This is a genomic window from Comamonas denitrificans (assembly GCF_042654745.1).
In the GTDB taxonomy this organism is placed as follows: domain Bacteria; phylum Pseudomonadota; class Gammaproteobacteria; order Burkholderiales; family Burkholderiaceae_C; genus Comamonas; species Comamonas denitrificans.
The window spans coordinates 18,399-44,220 of the sequence record NZ_JBHSEY010000038.1 but is presented as its reverse complement, the minus strand read 5'-3'; the positions used below and the strand labels follow the sequence as shown (position 1 = coordinate 44,220).

Sequence of the window (25,822 nt, the reverse complement as noted above, 5' to 3'; positions counted from 1 at the left end):
TAGGCATGAAAAAAGCATCTCAATCGTGGATTGAGATGCTTTTTGGTTTGGTGGGTCCTGCGAGATTCGAACTCGCGACCAACGGATTAAAAGTCCGCTGCTCTACCGGCTGAGCTAAAGACCCAAGCAACTGGGCATGCGCCCGATTACAAAGAAATGGTTTGGTGGGTCCTGCGAGATTCGAACTCGCGACCAACGGATTAAAAGTCCGCTGCTCTACCGGCTGAGCTAAAGACCCAAGCAACTGGGCATGCGCCCGATTGCAAAGAAATAGTTTGGTGGGTCCTGCGAGATTCGAACTCGCGACCAACGGATTAAAAGTCCGCTGCTCTACCGGCTGAGCTAAAGACCCATGCTAATCAAGTTAATTAAAAATCATCCTAACCAGCGAAGACCGATATTCTAGCAGTATTTTTTTGGCGCCTAGGAAAAACCATGATTTTTTTCCTGCTGCGGCTTGGTGTGTGCCAATCGATCCAACACCCAACCGGCGGCACATTGCCCAAAAGTGGCCGTCACGGCCACCACCGAACCGTAACCATGGCAATTGAGGCTGCCATCGGGGCTGCCGCCTGCCTCCAACTGGCATGAGGCATCGGGGCCGGCTACAGCCTCGCGGCTAAAAACGCACGGTACACCGATTTTTTTGCCCCCGCGAGGTGCCCCATCGTGCTTGCGCAGACGGTAGCGCAACTGGGCCAGCAAGGGGTCATGGGTGGTGGCTACCAGATCATCAATATCGACCTTGTGTGCCAAACGTTTGCCGCCCGCAGCCCCTACGGTGATAAAGCATTGCCCGGTTTTGCGCGCCCACTGTGCCATCGCCAATTTGGCGCTCATTTGGTCACAGGCATCAATGACGGCATCCACCGGATGGGTGAGCAAGCCAGGCCAATTCTCAGGGGTTACAAAATCATCAACCGTAATAACTTGGCAGCTTGGATGAATGCTGGCAATGCGCTCTTGCATGGCCAGCACCTTGGCCTGGCCAATGGTGGGCGTAAGCGCGTGAATTTGGCGGTTGATATTGGATGGCGCAATATGGTCCATATCAATCAGCGTCAGCCGCCCTACGCCGCTGCGGGCCAAGGCCTCGGCTGCCCACGATCCAACCCCCCCAATACCGACGACTACCACGTGGCTAGCCCTGATCTGCTGGGCCCCATTCAGTCCATACAGACGCTGCAGACCACCAAATCGGCGCTGTTCATCCGCTGCAGACTCAGCATCAAGGCCGGGCTTGGTAAAAAAAGAATCGCCGACAGGGTCGGCGATAGCAGGGGCAAAACCAGCCATGCTTTATTTCAAGCTATTGAGCAATGACTTGCCCGTGGCGGCAGCATCGCTGCTGGGGTAATCACGCAGCAAGGCCTCCAAGGTTTGGCGGGCCGACTTGCTGTCCTTCAACTCCAATTGGCAGTTCGCCAGAGACAAGGCCGCTTCTGGCGCTTTTTCGTGCTGGGGCCCTGCATTGACCACGGCCCGGTAGTTTTGTACGGCGTTTTTATAGTCGCGATCAGCGTACTGGGTGTTGGCCAGCCAAAACCGGGCTGAGGGCAGGTAGCCACTTTGCTTGTAAGTATTGATAAAGGCGGCAAAGGATTTGCGTGCAGCGGCAAAATTGCCCGCGCGAAACTGCTCCAAGGCCACCTCGAAATCATTGCGCTCTTGCGGCTGAGCGATGAAGCGCAGGCCATCGACCTGCACTTCACCCGGCTCAAACCGGCTCAAACGCTCATCCACCCCCTGGGCCAAGTCGTTTTGTGTGCGCTGAATTTCCGAAGCTTCACGGGCCAGCTGCTCGTTTTGGCCACGCAATTGGGCCAAATCGCCGCGCAAGGTTTCGATTTGTGCTTGCAAATCGAGCAGGCTGCGGCGCATTTGTGCATTTTCTTGGGCGCTGGCATCAAAGCGTTGGCGCAGCTCCAAAATGGCACGACGGGCTTCGGCATCTTCAAACAGCGCATGGGCGCTGGGCAGGAAAGCCATACTGGCTCCCAGTACAGCGATGGCACGTACGATTGGATGGAAAGAGGGGATGAGTATCTGCATCGGCTAAGAAAAATTAACGACGGTAAGACAGTTCAGCGCGGCGGTTTTGCGAATAAGCGGCCTCATTCGCGCCTTCAGCAGCGGGTTTTTCCTTGCCAAAGCTCACGGCTTCGACTTGGCTGTCTTGCACGCCCAACAGATTGAGCGAGCGGCGCACGGCTTCAGCACGCTTTTGACCCAGGGCCAAGTTGTACTCACGACCACCGCGCTCGTCGGTGTGGCCTTCCACCACCACTTTGCGGTTGGCATCGGCGTTCAGGAAGCGGGCATTGCCATCGATCAAGCCTTGGGCATCGGCCTTGACCACGTAGCTGTCAAAGTCAAAGTACACCACGCGGCCCACGTTGGCCGGGCCGCCATCGGGAGCGATGTCTTTACCAGTCAAGTCCACACCGGTCACACCGCTGGTGGCGTTGGCATTGGCGTTGCGATCTTCGACCGAAGCATCATTGAGTTTGACCCCCGAGCTGCAACCGGCCATCACCGCTGCAGAAGCAGCCATCAAGGCGATACGTTGAAAAGTTTTCATAGAAAATTACTCCAAGCCTAGAAAATCCTAGAACGGTAAAAAACGGTTAATCAGAGGAAAGGGTTGACGCAAAAATTCTGGGCAATTTCAATATTTTTGATAGGGGCCCCAGGCCGGTTCACGAATATCCCCACCCTTGCCCGCCAACCGGGCTTTGATCTTGCCGTCCAGCGTCGTGGTCATCAATGCTTCACCGCCCTGGCGGGTGGCGTACACCAGCAACCGGCTGTTGGGCGCAAAGCTGGGGCTTTCATCGTCAGAGGTATCGGTCAAGGCTGTGACGGTGCCAGAGTCCAGATCCAGCACATGCAACTTGAACGCGCCGCCAACGCGCGAGATATAGGCCAAGGTTTTACCGTCTGGGCTGATGCTGGGCGAGATGTTGTAGTTGCCGCTGAACGTCACGCGCTGGGCATTGCCCCCACCGACCCCCACCTTGTAAATTTGGGGGGATCCACCACGATCGCTGACAAAGTACAGGCTTTGCCCATCTGGGGCAAAAGTAGCCTCGGTATCAATGCCGCTGTTTTGCATCAAGCGGCGTGGCTGGCCACCTTGGGCATCAATCAGGTACAGCTGCGACAAGCCATCGCGGCTCAGGGTCACGGCCAATTGGCTGCCGTCGGGGGACCACGCTGGAGCACTGTTGGAGCCCCGGAAATTGGCCACAATGCGCCGCTGGCCACTGGCCACATCGTGCACATACACCACCGGCTTGCGCGATTCAAACGACACATAGGCCAGCTGCGTGCCGTTGGGCGACCAAGCGGGGGAAATAATCGGCTCGGCACTGGCCAAGGCGGACTGGGCATTTTCCCCATCGGCATCGGCCACCCACAGCACATAGCGGCTGCCGCCTTTGGTGACATAGGCAATGCGGGTGGAGAAAACACCGCGCTCGCCGGTGAGTTTTTCGTAGATGTAGTCGGCAATTCGGTGCGCTACCAAGCGCAAGTCGCCTTGCACCACCACAAAGCCTTGGCCACCCAAATCTTGGGCTTTGACCACATCCCACAACCGAAAGCGCACGTCGTAGCGGCCATCGGCCAGTTTGGTGAGGCTGCCGCAGGACAAAGCATCCGCCGCACGCTGGCGCCACTGGGCCATGTCGGGGACCGAGTTTTCATCAAGCTGCACATCGCCTGCGGGCACGCCACGGAACAGGCCGCTGCGCTCCAAATCGGCTTGAATGATTTGCGAGATTTTTTGCGGCGCCGTGCCTTCACCGCGCAGCGCAGGCAGGGCAATGGGCAGCTGGCGCAGGCCAACGCCTGAAATTTCCACCCGAAATTGCGCCAGCGCCGGAGCGGCTGGGGCTGCGGCCAGCAAGGCCAACACGCTGCGCCGCGAAGTGGCTACAACGCTGGAAGAAAGAACCGGGGAGTGCACAGAAGAAAGAGAAGTGAGTGTCATGAATATCCGCTCAAAAGAAGCTTGCAAGCCTCTACCACCGAATATGGTACACATAGATGGTACACATAGTTATCGCCTCTGCTGCCCAACATCCTGGGCAAACCCGTATCCAACTGCATCCTGACCCGAAAAAATCAAGGGTTACCACTTAGAATCCCGCGCCATGCCTGAACCCACTGCCGCCGTGCCCAGCAATGCCCTCTCGGGGATTCAATCCCTGCCTTTGCGCCAACGCCTGCGCCGGGTGGCCCCCTACTTTTGGGGTAATTTGCGTTGGACTTGGGCTGGCGCGCTGTTGGCCACGCTGGTGGGTGCAGCCACGGAGCCATTGATTCCCGCGCTGCTCAAACCCTTGCTGGACAATGGGTTTACCCAGGGTGACCTCAACCTGTGGCTGGTTCCGGTGTTCATCATTGGCTTGTTTTTTGTGCGTGGGGTTGCGCAATTTATCGCGCAATACGCGCTGGCCCGCGTTGCCAATGATGGCATGCTGGCCCTGCGCAAAGACTTGTTTGAGCGGGTGCAGCAAGCCCAAATGGGACTGTTTTCACGCCATTCGGCCAGTGCCTTGTCCAACACGGTGGTGTACGAGGTGCAAACCGGGGCGCAGCAGTTGGTGCAAGCCTTTTTGGTGATCTCGCGCGATGGTTTTACCCTGGTGGCCCTGCTCGCTTACCTGCTCTACCTCAATTGGCAGCTGACGATGTCTGTCGCAGTCATCGTGCCTGGCGTGGCATGGATTATGAAAACCCTCTCCAAGCGCCTCTACCGCATTACCAAAATCAGCCAACAAGCCACCGATGAGCTGGCCTACGTGGTGGAGGAAAACGTTCTGGCCCACCGCATGGTGCGCCTGCATGGGGCGCAAGCGGCGCAAAACCAGCGCTTTTGGAATTTAAGCCGCCAATTGCGCAGCTTGAACATTAAATCGACGATTGCCTCTTCGGCCATGACACCCACCACCCAGCTGCTGGCTGCCATGGCCTTGTCGGCGGTCATTTGCATTGCCCTGTGGCAGGGCCGCCAGGCGGGCAGCGCGGGCGAGCCGGTGTCGGTGGGCAGTTTTGTGGCTTTTATCAGCGCCATGCTGATGCTGATTGCGCCGCTGCGCCGGGTGGCCGACGTGGCCAAGCCCCTGACGCACGGCGTTGCCGCTTTAGAGCGCGGCTTGGCCCTGCTCGAAGGCAGCCTGGCCGAGACTGGCGGGACTGCCCAGCCCGCGCCGGTTCGCGGCCACATTGTTTTGCAGCAAGTGGGCCTGCAGTTTGGAGACGACCTGGCCCCGGCGCTGCAGCACATTGACCTGGATGTGCAGCCCGGCCAGGTGGTGGCCCTGGTGGGCCCCTCGGGGGCGGGAAAAACCACCTTGGTGAATTTGCTACCGCGCTTTTTGCAGCCCAATAGCGGGCAAGTTTTGATTGACGGCGTGCCGCTGCCGCAGTGGGATTTGGCCTATTTGCGCCAGCAATTTGCCATGGTCAGCCAAGACGTGGTGATGTTCAACGACAGCGTGGCCGCCAACGTCGCTTTGGGCAGTGCGTCCATCAACGAAGAGCGCGTGTGGCAGTGCCTGGAGGCGGCCAATTTGGCCGAGCATGTGCGTGCCCTGCCCCAGGGCATTCACACCCCGCTGGGGCACAACGCCAGCCAGTTGTCCGGCGGCCAGCGCCAGCGCTTGGCCATTGCCCGTGCGTTGTACAAAGATGCGCCGATTTTGATTCTGGACGAGGCCACCTCCGCCCTGGACACCGAATCTGAACGCCTGGTGCAGCAAGCCCTGCAGCGCCTGATGCAAGGGCGCACCACCTTGGTGATTGCCCACCGGCTCTCCACCATTGAGCATGCCGACCGGGTGGTGGTGATGCAGCAAGGCCGCATCGTGGAGCAAGGCACGCATGCCGAGCTGTTGGCCCACGATGGCTTGTACGCCCGCTTGCAGGCTTTTGGTGCCGTTGAGCACTAACTATAAAAAAGAGAGCTGTTTGCGCATAATTTACAAGTAATTTTAATTAAAAACAATTCAAAACCGTTATAAATTATGCGCAACCAGCTTCTTTTAAACAAGTCTTACCAAGACGCTGGCGCGCGCTGACTGCTGCGCCGCTGCGCCTGCAACAGCTCCACCAAATAGTCGCGCTGCGAGCGCTGGGCAAAATCCTGCGCCGTCAGGCCCAACTGGTTGCGCACGTGGCTATCGGCCCCCTCTTCCAGCAGCAACTCCACCATGGCTTGGGAGCCATATTGCGCCGCCAGCATCAGCGGGGTGCTGCCGTTGGGGGATTGGGCATCAATGTAGGCGTAATGCTCCTGAATCAGCAGCCGGGCAATGGCCACGCTGTCAGGGTGGTCGGCACTGGCGGCGTAGTGCAGCGGAGTCCAGCCGGGGCGGTTGGCCTGGGCCCCTTTTTGCAAGAGGCGCTCGACAAAATCCAACCGCCCTTTGATGCAGGCCAGCATCAACGGCGTTTCGCCTTGGGGATTGGCCTTGTTCACATCCAGTTTGGGGCCCAGCAGCAAGGCATCGGCCACCCGCCACGACTCCAGCCGCAAGGCTTTGACCAAGGCGGGCTGGCCCTGGGCATCAACGGTGTTGGGGTCCATGCCGCGCAGCAGCAAATTGACGATCGCCCGGTCGTTGTCGCGCACGATGGCGGTTTGAAAGTCTTCCAAAGCCCCACCGTGGGCAGACAGCGCCGACAGCGCCAGCCCCAGCGCACAGCCCAGCACCAGGGGCCGCCGCCCCATCATGCGCCGCCCCCTTGCGTGACGCACGGAAAGAGGCGGTCAAAATTGCTGCTCGTCAGCGCGGCCATGTCTTCTACCGCCATACCGCGCAGCTGGGCCAAGCACTGGGCCACGTAAGGCACATAGGCCGGGCTATTGAGCTTGCCCCGGTAGGGCACGGGGGCCAGGTAGGGGCTGTCGGTTTCAATCAGCAAACGATCCAAGGGCACATACGCGGCCACATCGCGCAAATCCTGGGCATTTTTAAAGGTCACGATGCCGGAAAACGAAATAAAAAACCCCAAATCCAACGCCGCCTTGGCGGTGGCCAAACTCTCGGTAAAGCAGTGAAACACCCCGCCAGCGCTGCGGCTGCTGCCGTCTTCGCCCTCTTCGCGCAAGATGGCCAAGGTGTCTTGGGCAGCGGCGCGGGTATGAATCACCAAAGGCTTGCGGCAGGCTTGGGCCGCACGGATGTGGGTGCGAAAGCGCTGGCGCTGCCACTCCAAATCGGCAATGCTGCGCCCGCCCTTGCGCTCTTGCATGCCGTAGTAGTCCAGCCCCGTCTCGCCAATGCCCACCACGCGGGGCAAGGCGGCGGCGGCCAGCAGCTCATCCACACTGGGCTCGTGCAGTCCCTCGGTGTCAGGGTGTACGCCCACCGTGGCCCATAAATGGGGATGCTCCAGTGCCAGGGCGTGTACTTGGGGGAAGTCTTCCATGGTGCAGGCAATGCACAGGGCGCGGGTCACTTGTGCCGCTTGCATGGCCTGCAATACGGCGGGCAGCTGGTGGTGCAGCTCAGGAAAATTCAAATGACAGTGCGAATCGGTAAACATGCAGTAAAAACAGCCCCTTGCGGAGCTGTCGGAGTAGGCAGAAGAAAAAATTAAATGGTTTGGGTGGGGCGGTCAGAGCCCAGCCAGGTGCCCAGCTCATTTTCGATGCGGGCTTTGAGCTCCTCGCATTTTGGGTCTTTCGGGAAAACCACCCCAATGCCTTGCGAGCGGTGCCCCGCCCCGGCCGGGTTCACCCAGCCGACTTTGCCGGCAATCGGGTGTTTGACGGCATCGTCCGGCAAGCTCAAGAGCAAATACACATCGTCGCCCAGGCGAAACTCGCGGTCCGTGGCAATAAAAATACCCCCGTTGGCAAACGAAGAGATATAGGCGGCATACAAGGCCCCTTTTTCTTTCAAGTTTTGTTGCAAAACGCTGGGACGGGGAGTGGCAGGTGCATTCATACGGGGAAACAGTCTCTCAATGCTTTAGTTTTTAGAGTGTAGGACGCTACGGGCCTGCACGACAAGCGCCTGCACCGTTAAAGCGGGCTGAAAAGGGTGCTCGGCCACCCGCATTTCTTGGTTTAACGCCTGCGACCAGCGCAGCAGCACGGCCAAGCGCGGCGCAGGGGGCAAATGGGCGGGCAAAAAGTAGCGGGGCGCAGCGCCTTGGGCCAGGCACATCAAATCGTGGCACAGCTTCTGCAACCAACCCAGCAGTTCTTGGGGGGCCAAACTGCCCAGGGCCGCCATGTCGCCCGCCCGCACCCACTGGGCAAAATCATGGGCCAGCTGCAAGCCCTGGGGGGCGCGTGCCAGGGCCAGGGCTTGCTGGGGGCTGCCGCCCATGGCGCGCAGGGCCAGTTGGGCATCGGCGGCCGACAGGCCTTGGCTTTCAAGCCAGCTTTGGGCGGCCAGCGGCTGCGGCCAGACCATGGTGTGGGCCAGGCAGCGGCTGCGAATGGTGGGCAGCAGCTGGTGGGCCGCTTCGGTGGCCAGCACAAAGCGCACGCTGCCCGCTGGCTCTTCCAGGGTTTTGAGCAGGGTATTGGCGGCAATGGCGTTCATGTCTTCGGCCGGGTACACCAACACGGCTTTGCCCCGCCCTCGGGCGCTGGTGCGCTGGCAAAACTCGACCGCTTGGCGCAGCGCATCGACGCGAATTTCTTTGCTGGGCTTGCGCTTTTTGTCGTCAATCTCGGCCTGGGCTTTTTCTGGCAAGGGCCAGCCCAGCGCCAGCAAGCGCACTTCAGGCATCAGCACCAGCAGATCGGCATGGGCATGCACGGCAATGGCATGGCAGCTGGGGCACTGGCCGCACGCGCCCTCGGTGGCGGCCCCGGCACTTTCACACAGCCAGGCGCGCACCAGGGCCAGGCCCAGCTCCCACTGCCCCAGCCCGGCCGGGCCTTGCAGCAGCCAGGCATGGCCACGCTGGCGCAGCAAAGCGCTTTGTTGGCTGGCCAACCAAGGGGGCAGTGGCGCGGTGCGGCTGGCGCTTGTCACGCGCCCTCCTTCAGCCAGCCCCGGCTTTGCACGGCGGCCAGCACCTGCTGCCAAACGGCGGGGCGCGGGGCATCGGCCTCAATGCGGGCAAAGCGCGGCGCATCTTCCGCGCAGCGGCGGGCATAGCCCCCGGCAACGGCAGCAAAAAATGGGGTCGGCTGTGCTTCAAACCGATCGGGCAGGCGCGCGCTGGCCAGGCGCTGGGCCGCCACCGCAGCGGGCAGGTCAAACCACAGCGTTAAGTCTGGTTTGAGAACAAAATCGGGGTTTAGCCCAAATCCAGACAGCGTAAGGCGCTCTAATTGCAGGAGCAGATCCCAATCGAGCCCCCGCCCGGCCCCTTGGTAGGCAAAGGTGGCATCGCTAAAGCGGTCGCTAATCACCACCTCGCCGCGTGCCAGGGCCGGGGCGATGACTTGGCAGACGTGGTTGCGCCGCGCGGCAAAGGCCAGCAGGGCCTCGGTGTGCGCATCCATGGCGTGGTGCAGCAGCAAATGGCGCAGCTGCTCGGCCAACGGCGTTCCGCCAGGCTCACGGGTTAGGGTGACGGTGTGCCCCGCTTGGCGCAGGGCGGCGGCCAAGGCATCCAGGTGCGAGGATTTGCCCGCGCCATCAATGCCTTCAAAACTCAGAAAAAAGCCGGTGTTACTCATTCATTGCTTAGGTGTTGCGCACGGCCCATGGCGATGCTGGATTCGGGGTATTCAGGGTGCTAATGGTGTTTGAGGGGCGGTGCCCTTGCCCCGGATATAGCGGTTCACTGCCCGGTTGTGCTCCTCTAAGGTGGCGCTAAATTGGCTGCTGCCATCGCCCCGGGCAACAAAATAAAAAGCCGGGGTGTTGGCCGGCTGCACGGCGGCCAGCAGCGCGGCCTTGCCCGGCATGGCAATGGGTGTGGGCGGCAGGCCGGGGCGGGTGTAGGTGTTCCATGGCGTGTCGGTTTGCAAATGCACTTTGCGCAGCCGCCCGTCAAAGTTTTCGCCCAGACCGTAAATCACCGTGGGGTCGGTTTGCAGCAGCATGCCTTTGCGCAGGCGGTTGGTGAATACGCCCGCCACCTGCGCACGATCGCTGGCTTGGCCGGTTTCTTTTTCCACAATGCTGGCCAAAATCAGCGCCTCTTCCGGCGTTTTCAAGGGGGTGGCGGGGTCGCGCAGCTCCCAGGCCTGGGCCAGGCGCTTGTCCATCGCTGCGGCCGCACGGCGCAACACGGCCAGGCTGCTGCTGCCTTTGGCGTAGGTGTAGGTATCGGGGAAAAAGCGCCCCTCTGCCGGCACACCGGGCTTGCCCAAAGCGGCCATGATTTGCGCCTCGGTCAGCGCTGCAATGTCGGGCTTTAAAGTGGCCTCTTTGGCGATGGCCGCACGCATTTGGCGAAATGTCCAGCCCTCCACAAAGGTGATGGCCACCAGGCTTTCATCGCCTTGCACCAGTTTTTGCAGCAGGCTGTAGGGCGTGGTGCCGGGCAAAATTTCGTAATTGCCGGCGCGAATCTGGCGGTCTTTGCCCGAAAGGCGAAACCATGCGTACAGCAGCCGCGCATCGGTCTGGACCCCAGCGGCCACTGCCGTTTGGGCCACGGCGCGCGGGGCGGTGCCGGGCTCAATCTCTAGCTCCACCGTGGGGTTGCGCAAAGTCAGCGGCTGGCTCAACCACCACGCCGCTGCGCCTGCTGCGCACGCCAGCAGCACCAGGCTCAAGAAAAGAAATTGAAAAATACGTCGCACAAACCCATGCCTTTTAAGGGAAAGAGCCGGGATGATAATTCACCCATGACCGAGACTTTTTCAGGCGCAAGCCCTTTGCCCCATTGGGGCGTTATCCGTGCCCGGGGGGCCGATGCCGCCCAATTCATCCATGGCCAGCTCTCGCAAGACTTTGTGTTGCTAGGGCCGGACCAGGCCCGGCTGGCCGCGTTTTGCAACGCCAAAGGGCGCATGCAGGCCAGTTTTATTGGCATCAAACCCGATGCGCAGACGATTCTTTTGGTGTGCGAGCGCAGCCTCTTGGCGCAAACACTCAAGCGCCTGCGCATGTTTGTGCTGCGGGCCCAATGCCAACTCGACGATGCCAGCGAGGCCTTTGCCCTGTGGGGCCTGGTCGGTGCCAGCGTGCCCGCCCCCTGCGCCAGCGCCTGGCAGGTGCACAGCGATGGCACGGCGCACACCATTGGCCTGCCCCCAGGGGCCGACCATGCCCGCGCCCTGTGGCTGGCCCCCGCCGACACTGCGCCCCCCCCAGTTCCGCAGCTGCCCGCGGCCACCTGGCAATGGCTGGAGGTGATGAGCGCGGTGCCCTTGGTGTCGGCGGCGGTGTACGAGCAATTCGTTCCCCAAATGCTCAATTACGAATCGGTGGGCGGCGTGAACTTTAAAAAGGGCTGCTACCCCGGCCAAGAGGTGGTGGTCCGCAGTCAGTTTCGCGGCACGCTCAAACGCCGCGCTTACCTGGCGCAGGCGGCTGGGGCGGTGGCTCCTGGGGACGAAGTATTTGCTATTAATAATGTAGATGAACCCGCAGGTTTAGTCGTCATTTCAGCACCAAACCCGTATAAAAATGGCCAATGGTCTGCAGTAATAGCTATTCAAACCAATGCAGCAGCGCACGCGCTGCAATCCAACGGCGTAGCACTGACGGTGCTGCCCCTGCCCTACCCTTTGCTGGACGATATTTAAGCGTTCAATTTTTTGCGCATGGTGATGTGGGGGATGCCCGCATCGTCGTACACATCGCCCTCGGCCACAAATCCCGCCTGGGTATAAAACCCCTGGGCATGCAACTGGGCGCTTAACACCGCTTCGTGGTCCCCGCGCTGCTGGGCGGCGTTAAGCAAGGCGTGCAACACCAAGCGCCCCACGCCCTGCCCGCGCACGCTTTGGCGCACGGCCATGCGGCCAATGCGGGCAATGCCGGGGGCCTCTGTCACCAAGCGGCCGGTGGCCACGGCCTGGCCATCGGCAGCCAGTGCCAGCACATGCAGGCACAGCGGGTCCAGCACATCCATCTCCAGCTCTGGTGGCACGCCTTGTTCGCGCACAAAAACCGCCGTGCGCAAAGCCCCGGCCATGCGCCCCAAATCGTTCCAAGCGCCTTGGCGAATCTCAAAAGAAGGTGTTGTCTGCATCATTGTTCAATCACAAAATTAATAGCAAAAGCTTGGCGCAGTGCCTGCGCTATATCGTGCTGGGCCTGCCGTGCCTCAGGAATGGCGCGGCCCATTTTGATGAATTCGTGGGTCACGCCTTTGTAAATTTCCAAACTGACCGGCACCCCGGCCATGCGCAGCAAGTCGGCATAGTCCACGCCTTCATCGACCATGGGATCCAGCTCGGCCAGACAAACATGCGCTGGGGCCAGGCCCTGGGCATCGGGCAGCAGCAAGGGGGCAAAGCGCCAATCTTCCCGATCGGCCGGGGTGTTTAGATAGTGGCCAAAAAACCAGTCAATGGCGGCCCGCTCCAGCACCAAGCCCTGGGCATAACGCTGCTGGCTGGGGCTGTCTTGGTGGGCGCTGGTGCCAGGGTAGATGAGCAGCTGCAACGCCAAATCAAGCCCCGCATCCCGCGCCAAGGCTGCGCACACCGCCGCCAGCGTGCCGCCCGCACTATCGCCGCCAACGGCCAAACGCGCCGTATCCAAGCCCAAGGCCGGGCCATGCACAGACAGCCACTGCAACGCATCCCAGGCATCGTGCAGTGCGGTGGGAAATTTAAATTCCGGTGCCAAACGGTAATCGAGCGATACCACCGCGCAATCGGCCTGCTGGGCCAGTCTGCGGCACAACACTTCGTGCGTTTGCACGCTGCCCACGGTAAAACCACCACCGTGCAAATACAGCAGCACGGGCAGATGCGCCGTTTCTGTGGCCTGGCGGGGCGCAAACAGCACCGCTGGCAAAGCCGTGCCATCCCGCGCGGGGATGCGCAAGGCCTCAACCCACGGCAGCGCCGGCTTGTCCAGCTCCAGCACATCGCTGCCTGCGGCATAGGCGATGCGGGCCTGCGCGGGGCTTAAGCTGTGCAACGCGGGGCGCTTGGCCCGGTGCAGGCCCCGCAAAACACCGGCCATGGCCGGGGTCAAAGGGAAGGTTTCCATCGCTGCAAGTAAAGAAAAAAGAGGGGGGGTTAGGTTAATAAACCGATTGCGACCAATCGGGCGCTTCTTGTTGCAGCACCACATCCATGTCCAGGCCAATGGCCAAGGCCACTTCAATGGGGAAGTTGCGCACCATTTCCCGGTCTGTCCATTTCGAATAGTGACCACGCTGCACCCAGACGGCCAGATGCAGTACGGCGACCAAGGGATCGAAATCGGCCATCTCCAAAGGCTGCTCCAGCGCATCAATCAGCTGCGTGACCGGCGCGGGGATGCCCCACTGCGCCAATAACTTGGCACAGGCTTGGGTGGCGGTATAGCCAAAATGTTTGCGCTCCCATTGCGCACGCAAAGGGTCCCAAGGCCCCATCGCCCACGACTCCATCTTGGTCACCGCCTGCACCTGGGGCTGGGTTTGCAGAAAAACAATTTGCCCCAAGCCATGCAGCAAGCCCGCTGTATACGCCAGGCCGCCATCCAGCGACAATGCAGAGGCAAAGCTGCGGGCCAAGCGGGCGCAATCACAGCTAAACGGCCCCAGCTGCTCCAGGCCCGGGATTCTCTGGGCGATATGCCCCAAAGCCCTTTTTTGCAGATTGCGCAGCTGCGCCACCCCCAGCAAAGCCACCGCCTGCGGAATGGTCTGCACCATGCCGCTGAGCTGGTAAATGCCGGCATTGGCCTGCTCCAGCAGCCACGCGGCCAGTACCGGATCGCTGCCAAACAACTGATTGAGCCGGCGCAAACTGGGGTTGGTGCTGCGCAGCTCATTCATGAGCAAGGCCACCACACGGGGCTGGCAAGGCAAAGAAAGTTTTTCAGGAAGGTGCATAGGAGGGTATTTTCGGTTTCTTCTGCGCTACGCACATCGAATACGCACGTTATTGGACAATAGCGGGTATGCAATTTCTTCACACCATGCTTCGCGTTGGCAACCTACAACGCTCGATTGATTTTTACACCCAGGTCTTGGGCATGCAGCTGCTGCGCACCTCAGAAAACCCGCAATACCAATACTCGCTGGCCTTTTTAGGCTTTGGCGGCGGCAATCCGGCCCAAGCCGAACTGGAGCTGACCTACAACTGGGGCACCGACCACTACGACCTGGGCACCGCCTACGGCCACATTGCCCTGGGCGTGCCCGATGCCTACGCCGCTTGCGAAAAAATTCGCGCCGCCGGAGGCAAAATCACCCGGGAGCCCGGCCCCGTCAAAGGCGGTAGCACCGTGATTGCCTTTGTGACCGATCCCGATGGCTACAAAATCGAATTGATACAAACCAACGCCACCGCAGGCGCTGATCCCTTAAGAAACGCCGATTAAACAATTGGGGCGGTGGTAGCGACGCAAGCGCGCCCGCTTGCTTTGCTCACGACGCAGGCGTTTTAAGTGGCGTTTTGAGCGGCGTTTTAAGTGGCGTTTTGGGCTTGAAATCACAGTGCGCCGCTACGCTGCACTCCCAGCAGCGTGGTTTGCGGGCCTGGCAGACATAACGGCCCAGCAAAATCAGCCAATGGTGGGCATGCTGCAAATATTCCTTGGGCACACGTTTGAGCAGGGCCTGCTCTACCGCCAACGGTGTCGCCCCAGGTGCCAGCCCGGTGCGATTGCTCACCCGGAAAATATGGGTATCCACCGCCATGGTCGGCTGGCCAAACGCCACGTTCAGCACCACATTCGCCGTTTTGCGCCCCACCCCGGGCAGGGTTTCCAGCGCTTCACGGGTATTGGGCACCTGGCCATCAAAACGATCGAGCAAAATTTGGCAGGTTTGCAGCAAATGCTTGGCCTTGCTGCGGTACAGACCAATGGTCTGGATGTACCCCTCCAAGCCTTCCAGCCCCAAATCCAGCATCGCTTGCGGCGTATTGGCCACCGCAAACAATTTGCGCGTGGCCTTGTTCACCCCCACATCTGTGGCCTGGGCTGACAGCAGCACGGCCGCCAGCAGCTCAAAGTGGCTGGAGTATTCCAGCTCCGTTTTCGGGTGTGGGTTGGCCGCTTGCAAGATGGCAAAAAAAGCGCTGATGTCGGACTTCTTCATAAGGGGGCGATTGTCATACAAAGAAGAAAGGGCACAACCGCTTTAAGATTCCACGCTTTGACAAAACAAGGAAGCGGTATGCAAGAGGGACAACTGGCCCAGCGCCTGAACAAAGTAGAAACATCGGCGATTCGCGAACTTTTCAAACTGCTGGGCAAGCCCGGCATCATCAGTTTCGCGGGAGGGTTTCCCGACAGCACCCTGTTTGACGTAGCCGGCCTGCAAACTGCCAGCCAGCAGGCCCTAGCGCAAGAACCCAGCGCGGCCCTGCAATACGGTGCCACCGAGGGCTACCAACCGCTGCGCGAGCAAATTGCCCAATTCATGCAGGCCAAAGGCGTGCCAACCCTGGCCGCACAAGATTTGATCGTCACCACAGGAAGCCAGCAAGCACTTGATTTAATGGGCAAGTGCCTGATTGATGAAGGCGATAAAGTGATTGTGGAAGGCCCCACCTTTCTGGCCACCATCCAATGCTTTCGGCTCTACGGCGCTGAAGTCATCAGCGCCCCGATTGATGCCGAAGGCATGCAGATCGATAAGCTGGAGCAGCTCATCATCGAGCACCGCCCCAAGCTGATCTACACCATCCCCACCTTTGGCAACCCCAGCGGGGCCACCTTGAGCCTGGAACGGCGCCAACGCCTGCTAGAACTGGCCATGCGCTACCAGGTGCTGATCGTAGAAGACGACCCGTATGGCGATTTGTACTTTGATGCCCCGCCCCCACCCAGCCTGCTGGCGCTGTCCGCCCAAATCCCTGGCAGCCGTGATTTTCTGGCCCACTGCGGCAGCCTGAGCAAAGTGCTCTCCCCCGGTTTGCGCATTGGGTGGCTGATCGCCCCCCCGGCCCTGCTGGCCAAGGCCGTGATGTGCAAACAGTTTTCCGATGCCCATACCAGCACCTTTGCCCAAGCCACCGCAGCGCACTACCTGGCTGCAGGCCACATGCCTGCGGCCCTGGCCAAGGTGCGCAAGGTGTACGCCCAGCGGGCCCAGGTCATGATGCAGGCCCTGCGTGAGGAACTGGGCGCTGCCGTGGCATTTACCGCCCCACAAGGCGGCCTGTTTTTGTGGCTGCGCCTAACCGGTGCCAACGGCAAACTGACCGATGCGGCAGAACTGGCCAAACGCGCCATCGAGCAGGGCGTAGCCTTTGTTCCGGGGGCCCCCTTCTTTAGCCAAAACCCCGATCCCAGCAGCCTGCGCCTGTCGTTTGCCACGGTCAATGAAGAAAAAATACGCGAAGGCGTTCGCTGCCTTGCCAAGGCGCTGGCATGACCGACACCAGCACCCCCGCCCAGCTACAAGCGCGCATCGAGGCGCTGGAGATCAAAGCCAGCTTTCACGAGGATTTGCTCGAAACCCTGAACCTCACGCTCTACCGCCAACAGCAGCTGATTGACAGCTTGCAGGCCACTGTGCGCCAGCTGGGGGAGCGCATGCCCGAAGCCGGCCCACCCGGCCAGCACAACCTGCGTGATGAACTGCCACCCCATTATTGATAGCTAACACCGCTTATCAGGCCTACGTTATAGGCCTTTTTTTATCTCTTTTTATACCCGATTCAGCGCTGTGCTAATGCCGTGATATGGGCCACCTGCGCGGCCACCGCCTGGGGGACAGGGAGCTGCCCTGCCAGCACAGCACGGGTGTAATCCGCGGTGGTTTGGGCATCAATCGCCTGCGGCAGCCCCGGCACGGCGGCCAAGGTGCCCGCTTGCTGCTCCGCCACGCAATACGCCTGCCCTTGCCAAACGGCGTCGTAGCGTGGCTGGCGGCGCGGGTCGCAGACCACTTCGCCCTCTAACCCACGCGACAACAGGCCCGTCATCTGCCGTGCGATCAGCACATCACGCATCAAACCGCTGTATTCAGGATGGGTGTAGCTGCCCACCAGCACTGCCGGGCCTGCGCACGGCGCAAGCAGTTTGACCAAACTATGCCCCGGCGTGCGCAGGCCCAGCACCTGCCGCACCGCCAGCAAACGGGCCAAGCCAGGGTGCAGCACCTCGGTAGCAACATGGGCCACCTGGCCAACCGCCAGCGGCTGCATTTGCCCCCAAGCCGGCACCTCTAGCCGCTGGAGCACCTCGCTGGCCAACACCCGCCGCGCTTCTGTGCGCATACCGTGCAGCAACACCGGAAAGCCCTCGCGTGCCAGCAGCAGCGCCAGCAGCGGTGTAAGCACTGGTAACTTGCGGGCACCGTTGTAGCTGGGCAGCACGATGACCGGGCGCGTTGTGGCGGGCAATAACTGGCTGCGCGCTTGCACGGCATCCAGAAAGCCGCACATTTCTTCCACCGTTTCGCCTTTGATGCGCATGGCGACACAAAAGGCACCGATTTCCAGGTCGTTTAACTGGCCATCGAGCAGCTGCCCCATGAGGTCGGCGGCCTGCGCCCGCTCTAACGCCTTGGCACCCCGGGCACCTCGGCCAATTTCTTTGATGTAATGCGCGATGGCCATGGCAACGTCTCCAGCAAACAGGCGAAAGTGGACAAAACCGGCAATAAAAAAGGGACTGCAGTGATGCAGTCCCTTCAAAATTTGGCGGAGTGGACGGGACTCGAACCCGCGACCCCCGGCGTGACAGGCCGGTATTCTAACCAACTGAACTACCACTCCTGGCAGGAAACTTTGTATCTACTTTTGTAGCATCAAGCGTTTCAAACTTGGCGACCCTACGGGGATTCGAACCCCGGTACTCACCGTGAAAGGGTGATGTCCTAGGCCTCTAGACGATAGGGTCAATCCTAGAACGGTACAAGTTTTGCAACTTGGCGTCTTTATTTTGGTGGAGGTAAACGGGATCGAACCGATGACCTCTTGCATGCCATGCAAGCGCTCTCCCAGCTGAGCTATACCCCCCAATGCTTTTATACCTACCAATTGCTTTGCCGGCGCTGCTTGCCGTACTTCAGTATGGCCGCACATTGCCTTCGCACACTTGGCTGATCTAAAAGCATTATCAAAACTGGCGGAGTGGACGGGACTCGAACCCGCGACCCCCGGCGTGACAGGCCGGTATTCTAACCAACTGAACTACCACTCCTGGCAGGAAACTTTGCATCTACTTTCGTAGCATCAAGCGTTTCAAACTTGGCGACCCTACGGGGATTCGAACCCCGGTACTCACCGTGAAAGGGTGATGTCCTAGGCCTCTAGACGATAGGGTCAAATCCTAGGAACCGATTTCTCGATTTCTTCAATTTTTTGGTGGAGGTAAACGGGATCGAACCGATGACCTCTTGCATGCCATGCAAGCGCTCTCCCAGCTGAGCTATACCCCCTTTGCATTCAACTTCAAATTAATTTGTCGTTGTTTGCGAAGACTCGAATTATAGACAGGTTTTTAGCGGTTTTGCAAACTCGCCAAAACTTTTTCTTTTCCGAGCAAAAACAGCACGGCATCCACCGAGGGGGTCTGTGCCGTCCCCAGAGTCAGCACGCGCACCGGCATGGCCAGTTGCGGCATTTTCACGCCCTGCTCTTTCAGCACTTGCTTGATGGCCGCAGCGATGGCTTCTTGGCTCCACTCCACGGTTTGCAATGTCGCGACGAAGGCATCAAGCAAAGGGGCGGCTTCGGCTGTGACGTGTTTGGCATAGTCGTCGGCGTTGCGCTCGATGGTGTCCAGGTAGAACCGGCGCACCCAGGCGGCCAGATCGACCAAGGTTTCGCAGCGGTCTTTGAACAAGGCGCAAATCTCGGGCAGGCGGGCATCCAGCACGTCGGCAGCAATCCCGGCCTTGAGCACAAACGGCTTGACCAGCTCAGCAAGCTGCGCGTTATCGGTCAGCTTCATGTGCTGGGCATTCACCCAGCGCAGCTTGGCTTCGTCGAACTGGCCGGCGCTGCGGCCCAGGTGATCCAGGTTGAACCACTCCAAAAACTGCTGGCGGCTGAAGATTTCATCATCGCCATGGCTCCAGCCCAGGCGGGCCAGGTAATTGACCATGGCATCGGGCAGGTAGCCTTCGTCGCGGTACTGGGTGACGGCTTTGGCACCGTTGCGCTTACTCATCTTCTCGCCCTGCTCGTTGAGCACGGTGGGCAGGTGGGCAAAGACCGGCACGGCAGCGCCCAGGGCTTCAAAAATATGAATCTGGCGCGGCGTGTTGTTCACATGGTCGTCACCACGGATGACGTGGGTGATCTGCATGTCCATGTCGTCCACGCAGACACAGAAGTTGTAGGTGGGGGTGCCGTCCGGGCGGGCGATGACCAGGTCGTCCAGCTCGCTGTTTTGAAATTCGATGCGGCCTTTGCATTTGTCGTCCCAGGCGACGACGCCGTCTTTGGGTGTTTTAAAGCGCAGCACGGGCTGCACGCCTTCGGGCACGGGCGGCAGGGTTTTGCCGGGCTCGGGTCGCCAGGTGCCGTCGTAGCGCGGTTTTTCTTTGTTCGCCATTTGGCGCTCGCGCAGTGCGTCCAGCTCGGCCATGCTCATATAGCAGGGGTAAACGTGGCCGCTGGCTTGCAACTGGGCCAGCACCTCTTTGTAGCGTTCCATGCGCTGCATTTGGTAGAACGGGCCTTCGTCATGCGTGAGTTGCAGCCAGGCCATGCCTTCCAAAATGACATCCACGCTGGCCTGGGTGGAGCGCTCCAGGTCGGTGTCTTCAATGCGCAGGATGAAGTCACCGCCGTTGGCACGGGCAAAGGCCCAGGGGTAGAGGGCCGAGCGGATGTTGCCCAAATGAATGAAGCCAGTGGGCGAAGGGGCAAAACGGGTACGAATTTTGGAAGTCATGGATTTTTCAGAAATGGAATTACAGGCTGTCCAGGCCACGCAGCAGGTCGGCTTTCAGGTCGTCAAGGTGCTCCAGGCCAACGCTGATGCGAATCAGCCCTTGCTGAATGCCAGCGGCCTGGCGCTGCTCTTCGGTCAAGCGGCCATGCGAGGTGGTGGGCGGGTGGACGATGGTGGTTTTCACATCGCCCAGGTTGGCGGTGATGGAGCAGACTTGGGTGCTGTCGATGACGTGAAAGGCGTTGCGGCGCAATTGCTCTGCGCCCTGCCCCACCACGTCAAAGGCCAGCACGGCCCCGCCCATGCCGTTTTGCTGGCGCATGGCCAGGGCGTGCTGGGGATGGCTTTGGAGGCCGGGGTAATAGACGCGGGCCACTTTGGGGTGGTCTTGCAGCCACGCGGCCAGCGTGAGGGCGCTGGCGCTTTGGGCCTTGACGCGCAGGGCCAGCGTCTCCAGCCCCTTCATCGCCGTCCAGGCGTTGTACGGGGCAGCGTTCAGGCCGCCGCTGCGCAAAAAGGTGCCCATGACCTTATCGACCAAAGCAGTGGTGCCGCAGACAGCGCCAATCATGATGCGGCCCTGGCCATCCAAAAACTTGGTGCCAGAGTGCACGACGATGTCCGCGCCAAATTCAACTGGGCGCTGCAACACCGGGGTGGCAAAGCTGTTGTCCACCACCAACAAAGCGCCATGGTGGTGGGCGATGTCGGCCAGCGCCTGGATGTCGCACAGGTCGGTGAGCGGGTTGGTCGGTGTCTCGGCAAACAGCAGTTTGGTGTTGGGCCGGATGGCGGCAGCCCACGCCTGGGCATCGGTTTGCGGCACAAAGGTGCTTTCAATGCCAAAGCGGGCCATTTCGGTGCCCAGCAGTTTCATGGTGGAGCCAAACATTGACTGGCTGGCAACGATGTGGTCGCCGGCTTTGAGGGCGGTCAGCGCCACCAGCAAGATGGCGCTCATGCCGGTGCTGGTGGCCACGGCGCATTCGGTGCCTTCCATGGCGGCCAGACGCTCTTCAAAACTGGCCACCGTGGGGTTGCCGGTGCGGCTGTAGGTGAAGCCTTCCTGCGGATTGGCAAAACGCGCGGCGGCGGTGGCGCAATCGGGCTGCACGAAGCTGCTGGTCATGAACAGCGCCTCGCAATGCTCGCCCCAGTGGCTGCGCGGCTGGGCCTGGCGCACGGCCAGGGTTTCGGGATGCAGGCCCGCAGGCAAAGGTTGGTGGGTCACGGCGGTTCCTTGAATGCTAAAAAATAAGAGCTTATCCCGCTTGTATTTAAATAATTTCAGAAGCTTATTACTTTGAAATCTTTATACCTTCAGCGCAACAAGCTCACTTTTTAATCAGAAGTTGCAAGGTAGCTCAGTGCTGCGCATTGGGCAGGGACAGGCGCGAGCTGCCTTCGCCATCGTCCTCGCCATCGGCGCTGACTGGCTGCTGGCAATGGGTGCGCGGCTCGTCCGAGGTGTCGCCGGTGATGTACTGCGCATCAAAGCACGAGGCCTCAAAGCCTGCGTTGGCGGGATTGACCTGGGCGATGGCTTGTTTCATGGCCTCCAGGTCTTGGTAAATCAGCGCATCGCAGCCAATCCACTGGCGAATTTCTTCTTCAGTGCGGTTGTGGGCAATCAGCTCTTCGCTGGTGGGCATGTCAATGCCGTACACGTTGGGGTAACGCACCGGCGGCGCCGCCGAGGCCAGGTACACCTTGGCCGCACCGGCATCGCGGGCCATTTGCACGATTTCTTTGGAGGTGGTGCCGCGCACGATGGAGTCGTCCACCAGCAGCACGCTTTTGCCCTTGAACTCGCTGCCGATGGCGTTGAGCTTTTGCCGCACCGATTTTTTGCGCGTGGCCTGGCCCGGCATGATGAAGGTGCGGCCCACATAGCGGTTTTTCACAAACCCTTCGCGGTAGGGAATGCCCAGGCGCTGGGCCAGCTGCATGGCGCTGGGGCGGCTGGATTCGGGGATGGGAATGATGGCGTCGATCTGGTTGGGTGGCACGGTGGAGATGACGCGCTTGGCCAGCGTCTCGCCCATGTTCAAACGCGCTTGGTACACCGAGATGCCATCCATCACCGAATCGGGGCGGGCCAGGTAGATGTATTCAAAAATACAGGGGTAGAGCTGGCTGTGCTGGGCGCACTGCTGGCGCTCGATGCGGCCATCCAAATGGATGAATACGGCCTCGCCCGGGGCAATGTCACTGTCTAAAGTGTGCAAGGTGCCTTCCAGCGCGACGGACTCACTGGCCACCATCACCGTGCCGCCCGGGCCTTTGCCCAAGCACAGCGGTCGAATGCCAAAGGGATCGCGAAACGCCAGCAGGCCATAGCCGGCAATCAAGGCCACCACAGCGTACGAGCCTTGAACGCGCTGGTGGACGGCCCGCACGGCGGCAAAAACATCTTGTGTTTTCAAAGGGGTGCCGCTGTTGGCGCGGCCCAGCTCGTGGGCCAGCACGTTGAGCAGCACCTCGGAATCGCTTTCGGTGTTCGTGTGGCGGTGGTCGGTATCGAACAGCTCGCGGCGCAGGCGGCGGGCATTGGTCAAATTGCCGTTGTGCGCCATGACGATGCCAAACGGCGCGTTCACGTAAAACGGCTGGGCCTCCTCTTCGCTGGCCGCATTGCCCGCCGTGGGGTAGCGCACCTGCCCCAAACCGACCAGGCCCGGCAGCCCACGCATATTGCGCGTGCGAAACACGTCTTTGACCATGCCTTTGGCTTTGTGCATGAAGAATTTGCGCTCTTGCTGGGTGACGATGCCTGCGGCATCCTGGCCCCGGTGCTGCAGCAGCAGCAAAGCGTCATAAATCAGTTGATTGACAGGAGTGGTGCTTACAACACCGACAATTCCACACATAGGAAGTTTTCCATCATTGTGCGGGGCACGCCCCGCGTTGGGTTGTTGGGCAACTGCCCCGGCCGCAAGGCCTGGCCAGCCGCCCGAAATTTCTCACACATCACCGCGCTAGCTCGGCCCGGGCACCCAGCGCTGCCAATCCCAGCCCGCCGCGCCGCCCAGCCCACCACCATACGGCAGGGCATAGGCCAACACTTGCTGCAGCCGCGGGCCCGCATACGACTGACTCCACCAGCCATCGCTGTGCCAGCGCCCGGCCTGCACGGCCAGGGTCAGCACCAGCAGCACCACCACGCCGCGCACAGCCCCAAAGCAAGCGCCCAGCACGCGATCCACCGGGCGCAGCCCGGCCATTTGCACCAGCTTTTTGGCCAGGACGGCCACCAGCCCCCAGGCAAAAACCAGCGCAATAAACAGCACGATAAACACTGCGGCATAGAGCACGGTGGGACTCCAGCTGCTGGCGTAAGGGCGCACAGCAGCGGCCAGCTGGGGCACCAACAAACGCGTAATAAAAAACGCCACCACCCAGCCTACGCCGTACAACAGCTCATACACCAGGCCGCGCCACGCACCCACGGCCAACGACAGGGCCAGCACGCCCAGCACGATCCAGTCCAAAGTTGCCATCGCCAGCATGCTTGTGTGTTCTTGCCGCTTATCTTGCCGCTTGTGGGGCCAGGGGTTTTGCTGAGGGGGGTTACAGCGTCAATACCGCACCGGCCAAGCCCAAGCTTTTGGCCCGATCGGCGGCTTTTTGCGCTTCGTCACGGCTGGTAAATGGGCCAACACGCACGCGAATGCGCTGCCCATCTTTCGTATTGACGGCTTGGGTATAGGTTTTCAGCCCTATTCCTTCGAGCTTGCGGCGCACCTCGTTGGCGGCAAACACATCGGCAAAGGCCCCCACTTGCACAATAAAGCGCTCGCCGGAGGCGGCTGCCGGTGCAGAAGGTGCGGTAGCAGGCGGCGGCGTGCGGCCTTCCAAAATCGCTTTGGCGCGGGCGGTTTCTTGCTCTACCGTGCGGGTGGCGGGGGCAGGCTTAGGGGTCGGCTTTGCCTCGGGCTTGGGCTCTGGTTTAGGCTCAGGCTTGGGCTCCGCTTTTACGCTGGGCTGGGCGGGTGCTTTGGCCTCCACCGGCTTGGTTTGCGGCTGCGCGGCAGGAACAATGCGCGGCGGCTGGGGAATCGGTGCCACCGGGGGCACCCACTCTTCGCTGTCGCTCAAGGAATCATCGGTTGGATCTTCTTGGCCCGGCGCTTTGGCCACGCGCTGCATATCCGGGGTGTCCGTCTGGGTGGTGGCCTGCTCACCGGGCACGACCAAGGGCGCAACCTGGTTGCGATCGGGGATTTCAATCGGAATATCCACCGGAATGGGCCGGGGCTGCGAGTCAAACAGCATGGGAAAGCCAATCACCCCCAAGCCAATCAAGACCGCAGCGCCCATCAACCGGTGCCGTGCCCGCTGGCGCAATTGTTCGACGCTTTGGGCTTGCGCCGCCCGCGAGGAGTGGCGCAGGGGCGCAGGCTCTGCGCCATCGCTGCGCTTGCCAAACCAGGGAAACTTGAAAAATGCCATGAAATGCTGCGTCGGCAGGCCTTAGCCTAAGTGTTTGGCATGCAGGCGCGGCGGCCCGTCTTTGACCACTTCGCCTACCGTATAGAAGGAACCAAAAATGACAATTCTATCAGCCGGGCCTGCCGCAGCCAGGGCGGCCTTCAAGGCGTGCTCAGGCTGGGCAAAGGTTTGGCTAAATTTTTGGGCCGCCTGGGCCTGCCCTTGGGGCGACTGGGCAGATTTATTGCGGTGCACACTCAAGCGCACCGCAGGGTCGGCTTTTTCCGAGAAAACGGCTTCGGGCGGCACGGCATCGTGCGGGGCGGCGTTCTTTTCCAGACTGCGCCACTGGCGTTGCAAATCGACGGCCTTGGCGGCACGGGGCACGGGCAAATCGGTGAAATACCAGCGGTTGATCAAGGGGCTGATTTTTTCCAGCATCGGGGCCAGGTCTTTATCGGCCATGGCACCAAAGACGGCATGGGTGGTGGGAAAAGTCGCCCCCATCGAATCCAGATTGGCCGCCAAGGCCGCCACCGAGTGCGGGTTGTGTGCCACATCCAGCACCAAGACCGGCTCGCCGGGCAAAACCTGGAAGCGCCCGGGCAACTCCACCATCGCCAAACCGGTGCGCACGGCCTGGGCCGTGACCGGCACTTTGTCGCGCAAGGCTTCAAACGCGGCCAGCACCCCGGCCGCATTCACCAGCTGATTGGCACCGCGCAGCGCGGGGTAGGACAGGCCGGCGTAGCGCCGCCCGCGCCCGGCCCAGCCCCATTGCTGCGGATCACCGCTGTAGTTGAAATCTTGGCCAAAACGCCACAGGTCGGCACCAATGGCCTGCGCATGGTCGATCACGCTTTGCGGCGGCACCGGGTCGCTGACGACCACCGGGCGGCCTGCGCGCATGATGCCGGCCTTCTCGCGGCCAATGGTTTCGCGGTCAGAGCCCAAAAATGCGGTGTGGTCCACATCCACGCTGGTGATGATGGCGCAGTCAGCGTCAATGATATTGGTGGCATCCAGCCGCCCGCCCAGCCCCACTTCCAAAATCGCCACATCCAGCTTGGCCTGGCTGAGCAGCCGCAAAATCGCCAGCGTGGTGAATTCAAAATAAGTCAGCAGCACTTCCTCACCCGCCAGGCGGGCCGCTTCCACGGCGGCAAAGTGCGGCAGCAACGCATCGGCAGCAACCATCTCGCCATGCACGCGGCAGCGCTCCTCAAAATGCACCAGGTGTGGCGAGGTGTACACCCCGGGCCGGTAACCAGCCTGCAGGGCCACCGCCTCCAGCATGGCGCAGGTGGAGCCTTTGCCGTTGGTGCCGGCCACCGTGATCACCGGGCACGGCATGGTCAATTGCAGGCGCTGGGCCACTTCGCGCACCCGATCGAGCCCCAAGCTGATGTTTTCCGGGTGAATGCGCTCGCAGTGCTCCAGCCACTGCGCCAAGGTAGAGAAATAAGTGCTTTGCATAGGGCCGCGATTGT

General features: G+C 60.8%; 26 protein-coding genes and 9 tRNA genes. 5 read left to right on the top strand and 30 right to left on the bottom strand.

The window, feature by feature from the left end:
- Window positions 1–48 precede the first annotated feature (48 nt).
- The 7 genes from ACFO24_RS07770 to tolB all read right to left on the bottom strand — a co-directional run bounded on the left by ACFO24_RS07770 (window position 49) and on the right by tolB (window position 3,994).
- Window positions 49–124, bottom strand: a tRNA-Lys gene (locus ACFO24_RS07770).
- A gap of 38 nt (window positions 125–162) precedes the next feature.
- Window positions 163–238 (bottom strand) — tRNA-Lys (locus ACFO24_RS07765).
- 38 nt (window positions 239–276) lie between these two features.
- Window positions 277–352 (bottom strand) — tRNA-Lys (locus tag ACFO24_RS07760).
- Window positions 353–423: 71 nt separating this feature from the next.
- Window positions 424–1,296 (bottom strand): tRNA threonylcarbamoyladenosine dehydratase, encoded by an 873-nt coding sequence (locus ACFO24_RS07755; protein ID WP_377737815.1) that lies wholly within the window; start codon window positions 1,294–1,296, stop codon window positions 424–426.
- A 3-nt stretch (window positions 1,297–1,299) separates the two neighbouring features.
- Entirely contained in the window at window positions 1,300–1,989 is a 690-nt protein-coding gene (gene ybgF / locus ACFO24_RS07750; protein WP_242700444.1) for a tol-pal system protein YbgF, read from the bottom strand.
- 76 nt (window positions 1,990–2,065) lie between these two features.
- Complete coding sequence (pal, locus tag ACFO24_RS07745) at window positions 2,066–2,581, bottom strand: peptidoglycan-associated lipoprotein Pal (RefSeq protein WP_377737814.1); 516 nt, start codon at window positions 2,579–2,581, stop codon at window positions 2,066–2,068.
- Between the two features lie 87 nt (window positions 2,582–2,668).
- Complete coding sequence (gene tolB, locus ACFO24_RS07740; RefSeq protein WP_207575213.1) at window positions 2,669–3,994, bottom strand: Tol-Pal system beta propeller repeat protein TolB; 1,326 nt, start codon at window positions 3,992–3,994, stop codon at window positions 2,669–2,671.
- A 163-nt stretch (window positions 3,995–4,157) separates the two neighbouring features.
- Between tolB and msbA the strand changes: the two genes are divergently transcribed.
- Window positions 4,158–5,957, top strand: coding sequence for a lipid A export permease/ATP-binding protein MsbA (gene msbA, locus ACFO24_RS07735; protein WP_377737813.1), 1,800 nt, complete (start codon window positions 4,158–4,160; stop codon window positions 5,955–5,957).
- 104 nt (window positions 5,958–6,061) lie between these two features.
- On the opposite strand, the gene ACFO24_RS07730 is transcribed toward msbA, so the two are convergent.
- From ACFO24_RS07730 to mltG, 6 genes are read right to left on the bottom strand one after another with little or no spacing between them, the layout of a single operon-like run.
- A complete protein-coding gene (locus ACFO24_RS07730) occupies window positions 6,062–6,766 on the bottom strand; it encodes an ankyrin repeat domain-containing protein (RefSeq protein ID WP_377737812.1) in 705 nt (234 codons plus the stop codon).
- Window positions 6,739–7,557 (bottom strand): TatD family hydrolase, encoded by an 819-nt coding sequence (locus ACFO24_RS07725; protein ID WP_377737811.1) that lies wholly within the window; start codon window positions 7,555–7,557, stop codon window positions 6,739–6,741. Before ACFO24_RS07725 ends, ACFO24_RS07730 begins: the two co-directional genes overlap by 28 nt.
- 50 nt (window positions 7,558–7,607) lie before the next feature.
- Window positions 7,608–7,973, bottom strand: coding sequence for a PilZ domain-containing protein (locus tag ACFO24_RS07720; RefSeq protein ID WP_377737885.1), 366 nt, complete (start codon window positions 7,971–7,973; stop codon window positions 7,608–7,610).
- Window positions 7,974–7,985: 12 nt separating this feature from the next.
- On the bottom strand, window positions 7,986–9,005 hold the full coding sequence (locus ACFO24_RS07715) for a DNA polymerase III subunit delta' (RefSeq protein WP_377737810.1): 1,020 nt from the start codon (window positions 9,003–9,005) through the stop codon (window positions 7,986–7,988).
- On the bottom strand, window positions 9,002–9,658 hold the full coding sequence (gene tmk, locus ACFO24_RS07710) for a dTMP kinase (RefSeq protein WP_377737809.1): 657 nt from the start codon (window positions 9,656–9,658) through the stop codon (window positions 9,002–9,004). Before tmk ends, ACFO24_RS07715 begins: the two co-directional genes overlap by 4 nt.
- A 51-nt stretch (window positions 9,659–9,709) precedes the next feature.
- Window positions 9,710–10,732: an endolytic transglycosylase MltG gene (gene mltG / locus ACFO24_RS07705; RefSeq protein ID WP_377737808.1), complete on the bottom strand. Its 1,023-nt coding sequence runs from the start codon at window positions 10,730–10,732 to the stop codon at window positions 9,710–9,712.
- 45 nt (window positions 10,733–10,777) lie between these two features.
- On the opposite strand from mltG, the gene ygfZ reads away from it, so the two are divergent.
- Window positions 10,778–11,680: a CAF17-like 4Fe-4S cluster assembly/insertion protein YgfZ gene (ygfZ, locus tag ACFO24_RS07700; RefSeq protein ID WP_465251388.1), complete on the top strand. Its 903-nt coding sequence runs from the start codon at window positions 10,778–10,780 to the stop codon at window positions 11,678–11,680.
- Here ygfZ and ACFO24_RS07695 read toward each other — a convergent pair.
- From ACFO24_RS07695 to ACFO24_RS07685, 3 genes are read right to left on the bottom strand one after another with little or no spacing between them, the layout of a single operon-like run.
- Window positions 11,677–12,129, bottom strand: a complete 453-nt coding sequence (locus ACFO24_RS07695; RefSeq protein WP_377737806.1) for a GNAT family N-acetyltransferase — start codon at window positions 12,127–12,129, stop codon at window positions 11,677–11,679. The genes ygfZ and ACFO24_RS07695 overlap by 4 nt on opposite strands.
- Window positions 12,129–13,100, bottom strand: a complete 972-nt coding sequence (locus ACFO24_RS07690; protein ID WP_377737805.1) for an alpha/beta hydrolase — start codon at window positions 13,098–13,100, stop codon at window positions 12,129–12,131. The genes ACFO24_RS07695 and ACFO24_RS07690 overlap by 1 nt, the downstream gene beginning before the upstream one ends.
- A 34-nt stretch (window positions 13,101–13,134) precedes the next feature.
- The gene (locus ACFO24_RS07685) at window positions 13,135–13,932 is read right to left on the bottom strand and encodes an HDOD domain-containing protein (RefSeq protein ID WP_207575202.1); all 798 of its coding nucleotides are present in this window, start codon (window positions 13,930–13,932) and stop codon (window positions 13,135–13,137) included.
- Between the two features lie 68 nt (window positions 13,933–14,000).
- Here ACFO24_RS07685 and gloA point away from each other — a divergent pair, with 68 nt between their 5' ends.
- Window positions 14,001–14,423 (top strand): lactoylglutathione lyase, encoded by a 423-nt coding sequence (gene gloA, locus ACFO24_RS07680; protein WP_377737804.1) that lies wholly within the window; start codon window positions 14,001–14,003, stop codon window positions 14,421–14,423.
- A gap of 46 nt (window positions 14,424–14,469) precedes the next feature.
- On the opposite strand, the gene nth is transcribed toward gloA, so the two are convergent.
- Window positions 14,470–15,144: an endonuclease III gene (gene nth / locus ACFO24_RS07675; RefSeq protein ID WP_377737803.1), complete on the bottom strand. Its 675-nt coding sequence runs from the start codon at window positions 15,142–15,144 to the stop codon at window positions 14,470–14,472.
- 78 nt (window positions 15,145–15,222) lie between these two features.
- Between nth and ACFO24_RS07670 the strand changes: the two genes are divergently transcribed.
- Window positions 15,223–16,425 (top strand): aminotransferase-like domain-containing protein, encoded by a 1,203-nt coding sequence (locus ACFO24_RS07670; protein ID WP_377737802.1) that lies wholly within the window; start codon window positions 15,223–15,225, stop codon window positions 16,423–16,425.
- Window positions 16,422–16,649: a SlyX family protein gene (locus ACFO24_RS07665; RefSeq protein ID WP_377737801.1), complete on the top strand. Its 228-nt coding sequence runs from the start codon at window positions 16,422–16,424 to the stop codon at window positions 16,647–16,649. The genes ACFO24_RS07670 and ACFO24_RS07665 overlap by 4 nt, the downstream gene beginning before the upstream one ends.
- 62 nt (window positions 16,650–16,711) lie before the next feature.
- Here the strand turns inward: ACFO24_RS07665 and ybiB are convergent, their stop codons facing one another.
- The 13 genes from ybiB to folC all read right to left on the bottom strand — a co-directional run bounded on the left by ybiB (window position 16,712) and on the right by folC (window position 25,808).
- Complete coding sequence (gene ybiB / locus ACFO24_RS07660) at window positions 16,712–17,614, bottom strand: DNA-binding protein YbiB (RefSeq protein WP_377737800.1); 903 nt, start codon at window positions 17,612–17,614, stop codon at window positions 16,712–16,714.
- Between the two features lie 82 nt (window positions 17,615–17,696).
- A tRNA-Asp gene (locus ACFO24_RS07655) sits at window positions 17,697–17,773 on the bottom strand.
- A gap of 48 nt (window positions 17,774–17,821) precedes the next feature.
- Window positions 17,822–17,897, bottom strand: a tRNA-Glu gene (locus ACFO24_RS07650).
- Between the two features lie 43 nt (window positions 17,898–17,940).
- Window positions 17,941–18,016 (bottom strand) — tRNA-Ala (locus ACFO24_RS07645).
- A gap of 107 nt (window positions 18,017–18,123) precedes the next feature.
- A tRNA-Asp gene (locus ACFO24_RS07640) sits at window positions 18,124–18,200 on the bottom strand.
- A gap of 48 nt (window positions 18,201–18,248) precedes the next feature.
- Window positions 18,249–18,324 (bottom strand) — tRNA-Glu (locus tag ACFO24_RS07635).
- A 38-nt stretch (window positions 18,325–18,362) separates the two neighbouring features.
- Window positions 18,363–18,438: transfer RNA gene (locus tag ACFO24_RS07630), tRNA-Ala, on the bottom strand.
- Between the two features lie 62 nt (window positions 18,439–18,500).
- Window positions 18,501–19,901, bottom strand: a complete 1,401-nt coding sequence (gltX, locus tag ACFO24_RS07625) for a glutamate--tRNA ligase (RefSeq protein WP_377737799.1) — start codon at window positions 19,899–19,901, stop codon at window positions 18,501–18,503.
- Window positions 19,902–19,920: 19 nt separating this feature from the next.
- Window positions 19,921–21,132: an O-succinylhomoserine sulfhydrylase gene (locus ACFO24_RS07620; protein WP_377737798.1), complete on the bottom strand. Its 1,212-nt coding sequence runs from the start codon at window positions 21,130–21,132 to the stop codon at window positions 19,921–19,923.
- A 133-nt stretch (window positions 21,133–21,265) separates the two neighbouring features.
- Window positions 21,266–22,771 (bottom strand): amidophosphoribosyltransferase, encoded by a 1,506-nt coding sequence (gene purF, locus ACFO24_RS07615; RefSeq protein ID WP_377737797.1) that lies wholly within the window; start codon window positions 22,769–22,771, stop codon window positions 21,266–21,268.
- A gap of 108 nt (window positions 22,772–22,879) precedes the next feature.
- Complete coding sequence (locus tag ACFO24_RS07610; protein ID WP_377737796.1) at window positions 22,880–23,401, bottom strand: CvpA family protein; 522 nt, start codon at window positions 23,399–23,401, stop codon at window positions 22,880–22,882.
- Between the two features lie 70 nt (window positions 23,402–23,471).
- Window positions 23,472–24,353 carry an SPOR domain-containing protein gene (locus ACFO24_RS07605; RefSeq protein WP_377737794.1) on the bottom strand — a complete coding sequence of 294 codons (882 nt, stop codon included), beginning with the start codon at window positions 24,351–24,353 and terminating at the stop codon, window positions 23,472–23,474.
- Between the two features lie 21 nt (window positions 24,354–24,374).
- The gene (folC, locus tag ACFO24_RS07600) at window positions 24,375–25,808 is read right to left on the bottom strand and encodes a bifunctional tetrahydrofolate synthase/dihydrofolate synthase (protein ID WP_377737793.1); all 1,434 of its coding nucleotides are present in this window, start codon (window positions 25,806–25,808) and stop codon (window positions 24,375–24,377) included.
- Window positions 25,809–25,822 lie beyond the last annotated feature (14 nt).

Excerpts from the sequence above, each read along its gene's own strand:
- ACFO24_RS07755 (WP_377737815.1), bottom strand. The coding sequence starts at position 1,296 with ATGGCTGGTTTTGCCCCTGCTATCGCCGACCCTGTCGGCGATTCTTTT.
- ybgF (WP_242700444.1), bottom strand. The coding sequence starts at position 1,989 with ATGGCTTTCCTGCCCAGCGCCCATGCGCTGTTTGAAGATGCCGAAGCC.
- pal (WP_377737814.1), bottom strand. The coding sequence starts at position 2,581 with ATGAAAACTTTTCAACGTATCGCCTTGATGGCTGCTTCTGCAGCGGTG.
- tolB (WP_207575213.1), bottom strand. The coding sequence starts at position 3,994 with ATGACACTCACTTCTCTTTCTTCTGTGCACTCCCCGGTTCTTTCTTCC.
- msbA (WP_377737813.1), top strand. The coding sequence starts at position 4,158 with ATGCCTGAACCCACTGCCGCCGTGCCCAGCAATGCCCTCTCGGGGATT.
- ACFO24_RS07725 (WP_377737811.1), bottom strand. The coding sequence starts at position 7,557 with ATGTTTACCGATTCGCACTGTCATTTGAATTTTCCTGAGCTGCACCAC.
- tmk (WP_377737809.1), bottom strand. The coding sequence starts at position 9,658 with ATGAGTAACACCGGCTTTTTTCTGAGTTTTGAAGGCATTGATGGCGCG.
- ygfZ (WP_465251388.1), top strand. The coding sequence starts at position 10,778 with ATGACCGAGACTTTTTCAGGCGCAAGCCCTTTGCCCCATTGGGGCGTT.
- ACFO24_RS07695 (WP_377737806.1), bottom strand. The coding sequence starts at position 12,129 with ATGCAGACAACACCTTCTTTTGAGATTCGCCAAGGCGCTTGGAACGAT.
- ACFO24_RS07690 (WP_377737805.1), bottom strand. The coding sequence starts at position 13,100 with ATGGAAACCTTCCCTTTGACCCCGGCCATGGCCGGTGTTTTGCGGGGC.
- ACFO24_RS07685 (WP_207575202.1), bottom strand. The coding sequence starts at position 13,932 with ATGCACCTTCCTGAAAAACTTTCTTTGCCTTGCCAGCCCCGTGTGGTG.
- gloA (WP_377737804.1), top strand. The coding sequence starts at position 14,001 with ATGCAATTTCTTCACACCATGCTTCGCGTTGGCAACCTACAACGCTCG.
- nth (WP_377737803.1), bottom strand. The coding sequence starts at position 15,144 with ATGAAGAAGTCCGACATCAGCGCTTTTTTTGCCATCTTGCAAGCGGCC.
- ACFO24_RS07670 (WP_377737802.1), top strand. The coding sequence starts at position 15,223 with ATGCAAGAGGGACAACTGGCCCAGCGCCTGAACAAAGTAGAAACATCG.
- ACFO24_RS07665 (WP_377737801.1), top strand. The coding sequence starts at position 16,422 with ATGACCGACACCAGCACCCCCGCCCAGCTACAAGCGCGCATCGAGGCG.
- ybiB (WP_377737800.1), bottom strand. The coding sequence starts at position 17,614 with ATGGCCATCGCGCATTACATCAAAGAAATTGGCCGAGGTGCCCGGGGT.
- gltX (WP_377737799.1), bottom strand. The coding sequence starts at position 19,901 with ATGACTTCCAAAATTCGTACCCGTTTTGCCCCTTCGCCCACTGGCTTC.
- purF (WP_377737797.1), bottom strand. The coding sequence starts at position 22,771 with ATGTGTGGAATTGTCGGTGTTGTAAGCACCACTCCTGTCAATCAACTG.
- ACFO24_RS07610 (WP_377737796.1), bottom strand. The coding sequence starts at position 23,401 with ATGGCAACTTTGGACTGGATCGTGCTGGGCGTGCTGGCCCTGTCGTTG.
- ACFO24_RS07605 (WP_377737794.1), bottom strand. The coding sequence starts at position 24,353 with ATGGCATTTTTCAAGTTTCCCTGGTTTGGCAAGCGCAGCGATGGCGCA.
- folC (WP_377737793.1), bottom strand. The coding sequence starts at position 25,808 with ATGCAAAGCACTTATTTCTCTACCTTGGCGCAGTGGCTGGAGCACTGC.